A 9,205-nucleotide genomic window follows, 5' to 3' on the forward strand; every position below is an offset into this window, starting at 1 on the left:
TCGTCACGCGGGCCACGGTCGTCACGGGGACGATCCGAATAGCGATCGTCGCGGCGACCCTGGAACCGGTCATCACGAGGGCCACGGTCGTCACGGCGACGATCCTGGTAGCGGTCGTCGCGAGGGCCACGGTCGTCGCTGCGCCGGTCCTGGTACTGCTCGGGGCTCCGGTCGGCGAACTGCGCCTTGCGTCGTTCTGCGCGGTTGCGCGGCTCACCGTCGCGAGGCTGTCCGCCGCGCTTGCGGGGGCCGTGGCCCTTGGCTGCGCGTTGTTCGGAACTCCACCGCTTCTTGGGTGTTCCGTCTGATTTGTATGACTTGGAGGCGTGCTTGTCTGCCATGTGGTCGATTCCTAACCTGTCTGGGCGCTGGGTCCCGACATGGGGGACCTCAGATGGGGCTTCTACTCACCGGGATGCGGCATCTCGTTGAAAAAGATGGCCCGGCACCTGGGCGGAGGAATCTGGTGCACCTCCGCAGGGAACCTTCTGGTTCCAGAGCCCCGCACCAATCATCAACAGGCAGGAGGCAACCCACCTATACTAACTGCTCCACGGTCGCCGGGCTAATCCGCCTTCTGCGGCCTGGTCCAACAGAGCGGTCGGAGTCAGCATGCCCCCTAGCCAGATCCGTCTCGTCTTCGCAGAGGACGATCCGCTCGTATGCCAGGCGATCCACGCGTATCTTCGGCCCGCACCCGACATCGAGGTCGTGGGTGAGGCCGCTGACGGCGTAGCCGCGCTCCGACTGGTTGAACAGGAGCGCCCCGACGTTCTGCTCACCGACATCAACATGCCCGGCCACGATGGCGTCGAGTTGACCCGTCGGGTCACGGCGCTCCCAAACCCTCCGCAGGTGCTGTGCTTCACCGCTCTGGCGGACGAACACCTGATGCGCGAGGCGCTGTACGCGGGAGCGTGCGGCTTTCTGTTAAAGGTAGACCGCCCCGAGATGGTGCTGCACGGGATCCGAAGCGCCTTCAACGGCGAGGCCGTCGTCTCACCCCGGTTGATCACCAGCCTGCTGACCTCCATCCCCCGAGCCTCGCCACCGCCGTCAGACCTGAAAGACCTGGAACTGGATTTGATCCGCCTCGTCGGAGAAGGCCTCAACAACGTCGAGATCGGGGGGCGACTCTTCCTGTCGCCGACCACCGTCAAGACCTACGTGAGTCGACTCCTCACCCGGACCGGGTCCCGGAACTGCGCACAATTGGCCGTGAAGGCCCACGAGTGGGGCCTTCGCGGTGCTTGACCGCACCGAAGGTTGATCGACCAACCCCTGTCGGCTACATCCAGTGCGCGGACGGTGATCCCTGCCTCGACTGTGCCGCAGCCGTGCTTGTTCCCCCGTAGGTTTCGAGGCGCAGCGAATACGACCCACAAGGAGGCTGCGGTGCCCGACCCCGACTCTTGCTTGCAGGCTATTGAACTGAGCGCCTACACCGTTGCTGCCTTGAAGCTGGCGACGACCACACCCGTGGGCTCACCACTGAGACGAAGACTTGCCGGGATCATTCCGAGGCGGCTCCCACCCGAGCTGTGCAAGCGGCTACCGTGGCTCTGCCACACTTCCTGACTCCTGACGCACTATGCTTCCGGTCCATGAGCGACCGGGCGCCTCAGAAGGTCAAGGCCACCTGGTTCGAACCTGTAGTGGCCGCAATGCTCTTGGGCGTCTCGCTGGCGTTCAACCGTGAGGCCACCTGGCACTGGTGGTGGCTGGTCGACGTGACCACGCTGACAGGCAGCGCGATCTCCAGCCGACGTCCGGTAGCCGGTGCCATCCTGACCTCCATCGGACTGTTGCTCTGGGTGCCCTTCACCCCAGGACCCGCCAGCATCAGCGGGCTTGGGGCATTCATCAACGTCTTCGCGGCCTTCCGGCTCTCCCATCCCAGACGGTTCCTAATCTCAGGAGTTCTCCTGGCCATGGTTGCCATCAGCATGGTCTTTCTTTCCATCGCGGAGGATTACCGAGGAGACACCGCGTTGCTCCTGCTCATGCTGAGTTGCCTTGCAATCACCGGTGGCATGGCATGGCACGGAATCCAGCAACGGATCGTCTCGGAGCGCAACGAACGGGAACGGGCACTCATCGATCTGCGCGCCGAGTTGGCCCGCGAGTTGCATGACACCGTCGCGCAGACGTTGTCGAGCGCAGCCATGCGCGCGAACCTGGTCACGCTGGACGACGAGGTGCCGGCAACCGCGCGGGCTCAGGTCGACGCCATCGCCACGGAGTGCGCGGCTGCGGCCCACGATCTCCGGCAACTCCTATCGGCGTTGCGTGACCGGTCGCCCAACCACATCGCGGCCTCCGGCACTCCCGACGCCGACACCTTGAAGCTGGGCCTCAGTACCCAGTCCGAGCGGCTCCGAGGTGGCGGATTCACGGTGGAAACCGAGGTATCGGTTGAGGCGCTGAGCCCGGCCCGGGCGCAGACCATGAGCGCAATCATCACCGAAGCGTCGAACAACATCCTCAAGCACGCCCGCCCTGGAAGCTGCTGCTCGCTTCGGTTGTTCGAGACCGACGGCCTGATCATCGGGGAGTTCTCCAACGTGCCGCGCACAGCAGCCCGGAATCACCACTCCGGAATGGGACTGCTCGGGATCGAGGAACGGGTCGCGCTGCTGAACGGGACCTGCGAGGTCGTGCGCACACCCGGGCGCTGGCTGTTGCGCACGAAACTTCCTCAGAACCCGGCCTCCTCCAGGTGAGGAGCGACCGCCTTCGGTGACGGTCATGTCCACCAAGGGTGACGCTCACCCCTGTCCCTGCACTCCAGCGCCTTCGCGCTTCTAGTCTCCTGAGCATGGCCCAACCATCCGGGGCGGGTCACACAACGAGGTGAGTGCATGTCCGTGCATGAGGTTTCGATCACGAGCAGCCCGCTCGGGTCACTTGCGAAGACGAAGTTCGACACCCTGCTCGTCCGCCACGACGCCTGGTTCCTGGTGTTCATAGCGGTCGTCCTGGCGTTGGCTGCCACCCTGCTCGCTGGGATGGCCATCTGGTGCGTCGTGAATCAGAAGGGCCGGTTCACGGGGCACTGGTACTGGAACAACGGCTAGCAGGTCGGGCTCGAGTGCAAGCGCTGAACAACTGACAACTGTGGCGGGTGTCTCCGATGCGACGGGCCCACCCCCACGCCCAAGGAGGTGAATCCATGAACGTGCCAAGCCTACTGGAGGCCCGAAGCGTCGGATTCTCCTACGACGGCACCGTCCAGGTGCTGCGTGGGGTGGATCTGCACGTTGACGAAGGCGAAATCGTCGGCCTGATCGGACCGAACGGCTCAGGAAAATCGACACTGATCAAGCTGGTGTTCGACCTCCTGCACCTCAAGAGCGGCACCCTTCTGTTGTCGGGGCACCATTGCCAATCTGCACTCGCCAGGCCCGAGGCACAGTACCTGGCCAGCAATGACCATCTCCCAGAGTTTCTCCGGGCCCGTGAGTACCTCACCATCATCGGCGACTTATACGGGAGGTCCCTTGATGTGGGGGCCGCCCGGTCATTCTTCGAGGAGTACGGCATGGCGGGCAGGTTGGAAGACCTCATTGAGGACTTCTCACATGGGATGCGCAAAAAGACCCAGCTCATCTCCGCAATCCTGCAGAGGCGACCCCTCACAATCATCGACGAGACGGTCAACGGCATCGACCTGGAGGCCCAGTACCTCGCCGAGCAGGAGTTCGTGAAGATGCGCTCCGAAGGCCGCTCGATCCTGCTGTGCACGCATGACTTCTCGATGCTCGAACGGGTTGCGGACCGGGTGCTGTTCCTTGACCATGGCGTAGTCGTCGCCGACGCCCCGGTACGAGACGTTGTCGCCTCACACCGCGGCATCTCGCAGATGGTGTTCGACCACCTGGACGACCGGAGGCAGCGGTGAGCGCCTGGACTCCGCGCCTCAACGAAACCCCCGCCGCGGCGCACCTGGGCGGGCAGTCGTCCATCCCCACACCTGGGCACGGCCACAGCCTGCGACGCAGCGCGATCATCTCCAGGATGTTCGGGCGCTACGTCATTCGCCGCGTGCTGAGCCTTGGCCCCTTGCGCTCCCCCGGCACGCGGGCCTTCCTGGCCGGGGCGGTGCTGGTTTTCACGGGTGGAGGTGCGGTGATCGCCTTCCAGTTTCTGAAACCCGTCGGCAACGACCTGATGATGTGGACCTACGTTCACGACCTTGCGACGATCTCGGTCACCATGATGGCCACCGCCATCTTCCTCGGGCTGAGGCTGATTCTGGGGGGCTCCGAGTCCTTCCTCACGCTGACCTACCAGCTACCGGTCACGAACCAGGAGCGACGGGCGGCCATGTTGTGGTTCGAGGTCGTTTCGGTAACAGTCCTGATCTCGTTGTTGACGGCAGCAACGCTGACGGCGACGCTGCTGCTTCTCGGCCCGTCAGGGGTGTGGCTGGCCTGCACACCGTTGCTGACCGCTCTGACCTGCTACCTGCTGCTCTCCATCCTGTACAACCTGGGCGATCGGCTTCTCACCAGGTTGGGTCTGCTCCGAGCCCGGCAGAGCATCCTGCTGCTGATCGTGTTTGCGGGCTTGCTGCTGTTCAACTCCCAGATTCCCAGGATGGTCACCACCGTCAGCATTGGCGACGGCGAAAGGATGCTTCTCGGGGTCAACCTATTTCCCTGGATGGTTGCATCATTTGGTCCCTTCTCTCTCATCAGCGCGGCGCTGCTGCTCCCCTGCCTCTGGCTGATAGCCCTCGCCACAGCCCCGGTGGTTCCCCCGGGCAACACCCGCTTCACCAATTTGCCCCTCCCCTGGCTGCCGCACGGCGCTTGGGGGCTGCACCTCGCATACGCACTGCGGAACGGCCATCTGTGGCTCGGGATGTCGCTCAGTTCGGCCCTCTTCACCTACCTGCTCATCAGCGGGGGGATGCATCCGCTGTGGGCGGGGCTGCTTCTCGTGATCCCCGGGATGTACCACTACGGCAACACCGGTGGGGCCAGGGCCATGCACCCGGACCAGTCGGCCCTCCGAATCTGGTGGCGGATCCTGGGCACGGAACTGGCCGTCGTGGGTGCACTGCTGGTGGTGCTGACCGCAATCGCCTGTGCTGTCAGGCCAGCGCTGCTTGCGGGCGCCCCGGCGCCGATCCTGGCAGTGCTCGGATCGGTTCTGTTCTCCGTACTCGTGGGCTGTGCGTTCCCCGCCGAGAACGACAACCCGTTCAGCGTCCTGTTGGGGCTGCTGGTGCTGTGTCTGTGTCTCGGTTTCGTCGGGATCGTCAGCGGTCTGCTCGATCTCCCCAACTCAACCACCATCCCACTGCTCGTCGCGCTGCACATCCTCGCAGCGGGCGCGAGCGTCCTGGCTATCCACACCAATGAATCGAGGACTCGCCATGTCACTCTTCCTGAACGCAATCGGCTGCCTGGTGGCGGGCGCCATGGGCACCCTGATCATCGTCGTCGGCACCCTGCTGTATCTCATGGCTTCAACGCCCGAGGTTGATTCCAGGAGCGTCGGGTTCTTCGGATCCGTCTCTTCGAGGCGACCCCGACGGACAGTTCGTCGTTCATGATGAACATCGGACTGGCGGATCCGCTGCCGCTGCTGGTCAGCGTTCTGGCGATCGCCGTCACGGTTTTCCTCGCAATGCTCATCCACGCCCGGCTCCGCGACTACCGCAACCATCTCCTGCAGGCATGAGGCGCAACCCGGCAGCAGACGCACTTCCATGCCTGCTTCGGGTGGTGGCCCTCTCCGTTTCTCCCCTCCTCATCGTCGTCGGCGGCTTCTGGGCGCTCGCCGCGGTACTGGAACACGACGGCTGGCTCTATCGGCTGACATGCGACGTCGGGGCGTTCCTGATCGGCGGCGTCGCCGCGTCCTACCTCCTCCATGAACTCGCACACTTAGGAGGGTTGGCGCTGTGCGGGGGAGTCCGCAGGATCCGGGTTGAGAACAGCCGCTGGCGGCTGTCGCTTACCCCCGAAGGCGAGATGGGGGCCCGCTCGGCGCTCCTGGTGGCATTGGTCGGCCCCGGTACCTACCTCCTGTTCGGGGGCCTGCTGTACATGGTCGCCCCGGGCTCCTGGATCACCTGGTGTTATCTCTCCCATGTCGTCTTCCTTGTTCCGGCATTCGGCGACGGGCGCACTGTCATCGTTTCCACACGGGCACTCATCACCCGGAGCCACCCAGGCTGAGCGTCGCGCGCGACGTCGTTTCCCGAGACTTCATGCCCCCTTCATCCAGCCTTCGCCGCACAGGAATTGGTCCTGGGAGCGGCGGGAGTAGCATAGGCACCGTGCGTGTGGCCATAGTCGCGGAATCGTTCCTCCCGCAATTGAACGGAGTGACCAACTCAGTTCTTCGCATTCTGGAGTTTCTCCGGGCAAACGGGCACGAGGCCCTGGTGATCGCGCCGCAGGACGGCGACCGGACCCCCGACCACCATCTGGGGTTCCCTGTCGAGGCGGTCCAGTCCATCGGGCTACCGTTCTACGACCAGGTTCGCGTGGTCATGACCTCCACCTTCACGCTTGAGCGTATCCTCACCAACTTCCAGCCGGACGTGGTCCACTTGGCCGCCCCTTTCATCGTCGGCTACAAGGCGGCATCGGTCGCGGCGAAGCTGGGCATCCCGATCGTCGGGATCTACCAGACGGAGGTGCCGACGTACGCCGCCCGCTACGGGTTTCCACACGTCGAGCCGCTGCTCTGGCACCAGGTGCGGCGAGTGCACTCGTTGGCGTCGCTCAACTTCGCGCCGTCGACGTTCGCCCGCGACCAACTGATCGCGCAGGGCATCCCGCGCGTGGGGGTCTGGGGTCGGGGCGTGGACTCGGTGCGTTTCGACCCACGGAAGCGCGATGCGTCGCTGCGGGCCTGGTTCGCGCCGAACGGCGAGAAGGTCATCGGCTACATGGGACGGCTCGCCAGCGAGAAGCGGGTGGAAGATCTCACCTCGGTTGCCAGGATCCCCGGCACCCGGCTGGTGGTGATCGGCGACGGCCCGCAACGCGCCCAACTGGAGGCGTCGCTGCCGAATGCGATCTTCCTGGGCCAGTTGGAGGGCGACGCACTCCCCCGCGCGATGGCCAGCCTCGACCTGTTCGTCCATCCCGGCGAGTTGGAGACGTTCTGCCAGGCGATCCAGGAAGCGAAGGCTTCGGGGTTGCCGGTCGTGGCACCTCGGCGTGGTGGCCCCATCGACCTGGTCGACCCGTCACGCACCGGTTGGTTGTACCAGCCGGGAGACCTCAGAGCCATGCGTTCGAGAGTCGAAGACCTGGTCGGCGACGACACCAAGCGGCGGGCGTTTGGCCGCGCGGCACGCGAGTCGACGCTGAGCCGCACGTGGGACAGCGTGGTCGCCGAACTCATCGGCCACTACGAGAAGGCCATCGGGATGTCGGTGCGCGGCGAGTCGATCGCCGCCTGACCGCTGTTGCTGGGTGGGCGTTGAGCACTATCCCGGACTCGATTCCCGGCTGACTGCGTTGTCTACTGACAACGCGGTCCTTGCCCGAACGAACCCCGGATAGTCCATCTTTCCACTTCCGTGGACGCCGCGCGGGCGTGAAAATGGGGCTGGGTGCCCGTGACGCCGGTGACACACTTTGGGACTGGAACCCGTCGGATAGTCTGGCGTTGGGCCTTGACCCTTCGGGTCGCGCACTGTTGCTACGAGCACGCCGGTTAGAGTTCAGCTTTTTACCTGACTTGGCCCCCTGGGCACCCGTTGTTGAGTGATTCGCTGCTGTTCAACGGAAGGGAGGGTGCGGCGATGATGGAGCCTGAGGAGTTCTCGGATGAGGATCATGAGCAGATCCTGGAGCGGGTGGCTGCTGTCGATGTTGGTAAGGCTTCGGGGATGGTGTGCCTACGGGTACCTGACCCGGTCAAACAGAAACGATCCAATCGCGTGTGGGAGGTGCCTGCCACGACCAACGCGGTGATCGAGATGTGTGACCGGTTGGTCCAGGAGCAGGTCATGAAGGTCACTTTGGAGGCCACCAGCGATTACTGGCGGATCTGGTTCTATCTGCTGGAGGCTGCCGGGTTGGATGTGCAGCTGGTCAGGGCCCATGACGTCAAACAGGCTCCTGGGCGTCCGAAGACCGACAAGTTGGACGCGGTGTGGTTAGCGAAGCTGACCGAGCGGGGAATGCTGAGGCCCTCGTTCGTGCCTCCTACTGAGATTCGGGTGCTGCGGGACTACTCCCGGATGCGGGTCGATCTGACCCATGAACGCACCCGCCACTATGCCCGGTTGGAGAAGTTGCTCGAGGATGCTCTGATCAAGGTATCGGCCGTGGCCAGTTCGATGGACACGCTCTCGGTACGCGACATGATTGAAGCGTTGATCGCTGGCGAGCGGGACCCGAAGGTGCTGGCTGGTTTGGCCAGGGGCCGGATGAAGGTCAAGCATGCTGAACTGGTCGAAGCTCTCACCGGCCGGTTCGATACCCATCATGGTGAACTTGCCCGGATCCTGCTCAACCAGATCGATTCCCTGACCCGTCAGATCGACCAGATCACCGGCCGGCTGACCGAGTTGATCGATCAGATCCCGGCAGCGCAGGGAACCGATCGAGATGGCGTCACCGGCCCGGGCATCGGCACCGGACCCGATGCCGTGGTCTCGCCTGCTGTTGAGCGTCTCAGCAAGATCCCTGGTATCGCCACTCGTAGCGCCCAGACCATCATCGCTGAGATCGGCCTCGACATGAGCCGGTTCCCCACTCCAGCCCATCTGGTGTCCTGGGCGAAACTGTCGCCTCGTACCATCCAATCCGGAGCGAAACGAACCAACGGTCGCACCGGCAAAGGTAACCCGTACCTCAAAGGGGTCCTCGGTGAAGCAGCCAGCTCGGCAGGTAGAACCCACACCTTCTACGGCCAACGGTACCGCCGTATTGTGAAACGCCGCGGCAAACTCAAAGCCCTGGTAGCGGTCGCCCGTTCGATCCTGGTCTCTATCTGGCACCTCCTGGCCAACCCCGAAACCCCGTACCAAGAACTCGGAGCAGACCACTACGCCACCCGCGTGGACGGTAACCGAAAGGTCCGAAACCACGTCAGAGACCTCCAAGCACTCGGCTACCAAGTCTCCCTACAACCCATGGCCTGACCCCTAACAACCCTCACACCCCGGAACCCACCCCCGGGGCGCAAGACCCTGCCCACCCCCAAGTCATTTTCCGGTTAGTGCTCA

At 64.1% G+C, this 9,205-nt stretch carries 9 protein-coding genes and 1 pseudogene; 9 read left to right on the forward strand and 1 reads right to left on the reverse strand.

All coding sequences use genetic code 11. From position 1 onward, the window contains the following. Nucleotides 1–341 (reverse strand): annotated as a pseudogene (locus BUC15_RS19695) (DEAD/DEAH box helicase); the annotation flags it as partial. A gap of 271 nt (nucleotides 342–612) precedes the next feature. Between BUC15_RS19695 and BUC15_RS17900 the strand changes: the two are divergent. The 9 genes from BUC15_RS17900 to BUC15_RS17935 all read left to right on the forward strand — a co-directional run bounded on the left by BUC15_RS17900 (nucleotide 613) and on the right by BUC15_RS17935 (nucleotide 9,121). Further along, nucleotides 613–1,254 carry a response regulator transcription factor gene (locus BUC15_RS17900; protein ID WP_073191206.1) on the forward strand — a complete coding sequence of 214 codons (642 nt, stop codon included), beginning with the start codon at nucleotides 613–615 and terminating at the stop codon, nucleotides 1,252–1,254. Nucleotides 1,255–1,604: 350 nt separating this feature from the next. Continuing rightward, nucleotides 1,605–2,723 carry a sensor histidine kinase gene (locus BUC15_RS17905; RefSeq protein ID WP_073191209.1) on the forward strand — a complete coding sequence of 373 codons (1,119 nt, stop codon included), beginning with the start codon at nucleotides 1,605–1,607 and terminating at the stop codon, nucleotides 2,721–2,723. Between the two features lie 138 nt (nucleotides 2,724–2,861). After that, entirely contained in the window at nucleotides 2,862–3,077 is a 216-nt protein-coding gene (locus BUC15_RS17910; protein ID WP_073191212.1) for a hypothetical protein, read from the forward strand. A gap of 95 nt (nucleotides 3,078–3,172) precedes the next feature. Further along, entirely contained in the window at nucleotides 3,173–3,901 is a 729-nt protein-coding gene (locus BUC15_RS17915) for an ATP-binding cassette domain-containing protein (RefSeq protein ID WP_073191217.1), read from the forward strand. Next, nucleotides 3,898–5,493, forward strand: coding sequence for a hypothetical protein (locus tag BUC15_RS17920; RefSeq protein WP_073191220.1), 1,596 nt, complete (start codon nucleotides 3,898–3,900; stop codon nucleotides 5,491–5,493). The genes BUC15_RS17915 and BUC15_RS17920 overlap by 4 nt, the downstream gene beginning before the upstream one ends. 66 nt (nucleotides 5,494–5,559) lie before the next feature. Continuing rightward, nucleotides 5,560–5,691: a hypothetical protein gene (locus BUC15_RS21030; RefSeq protein WP_281249309.1), complete on the forward strand. Its 132-nt coding sequence runs from the start codon at nucleotides 5,560–5,562 to the stop codon at nucleotides 5,689–5,691. Then, nucleotides 5,688–6,191 (forward strand): hypothetical protein, encoded by a 504-nt coding sequence (locus tag BUC15_RS17925; protein WP_139280353.1) that lies wholly within the window; start codon nucleotides 5,688–5,690, stop codon nucleotides 6,189–6,191. Before BUC15_RS21030 ends, BUC15_RS17925 begins: the two co-directional genes overlap by 4 nt. A 101-nt stretch (nucleotides 6,192–6,292) precedes the next feature. After that, nucleotides 6,293–7,429, forward strand: coding sequence for a glycosyltransferase family 4 protein (locus BUC15_RS17930; protein ID WP_073191226.1), 1,137 nt, complete (start codon nucleotides 6,293–6,295; stop codon nucleotides 7,427–7,429). 303 nt (nucleotides 7,430–7,732) lie between these two features. Continuing rightward, nucleotides 7,733–9,121, forward strand: a complete 1,389-nt coding sequence (locus BUC15_RS17935; RefSeq protein ID WP_217652067.1) for an IS110 family RNA-guided transposase — start codon at nucleotides 7,733–7,735, stop codon at nucleotides 9,119–9,121. The last annotated feature ends 84 nt before the right edge of the window (nucleotides 9,122–9,205 follow it).

Source organism: Tessaracoccus bendigoensis DSM 12906, assembly GCF_900141915.1.
Classification (GTDB): Bacteria; Actinomycetota; Actinomycetes; order Propionibacteriales; family Propionibacteriaceae; genus Arachnia; species Arachnia bendigoensis.

What these genes read in the sequence shown, in the direction of transcription:
- BUC15_RS17900 (WP_073191206.1), top strand. Translation starts at nt 613, where the DNA reads ATGCCCCCTAGCCAGATCCGTCTCGTCTTCGCAGAGGACGATCCGCTC.
- BUC15_RS17905 (WP_073191209.1), top strand. Translation starts at nt 1,605, where the DNA reads ATGAGCGACCGGGCGCCTCAGAAGGTCAAGGCCACCTGGTTCGAACCT.
- BUC15_RS17910 (WP_073191212.1), top strand. Translation starts at nt 2,862, where the DNA reads ATGTCCGTGCATGAGGTTTCGATCACGAGCAGCCCGCTCGGGTCACTT.
- BUC15_RS17915 (WP_073191217.1), top strand. Translation starts at nt 3,173, where the DNA reads ATGAACGTGCCAAGCCTACTGGAGGCCCGAAGCGTCGGATTCTCCTAC.
- BUC15_RS21030 (WP_281249309.1), top strand. Translation starts at nt 5,560, where the DNA reads ATGATGAACATCGGACTGGCGGATCCGCTGCCGCTGCTGGTCAGCGTT.
- BUC15_RS17925 (WP_139280353.1), top strand. Translation starts at nt 5,688, where the DNA reads ATGAGGCGCAACCCGGCAGCAGACGCACTTCCATGCCTGCTTCGGGTG.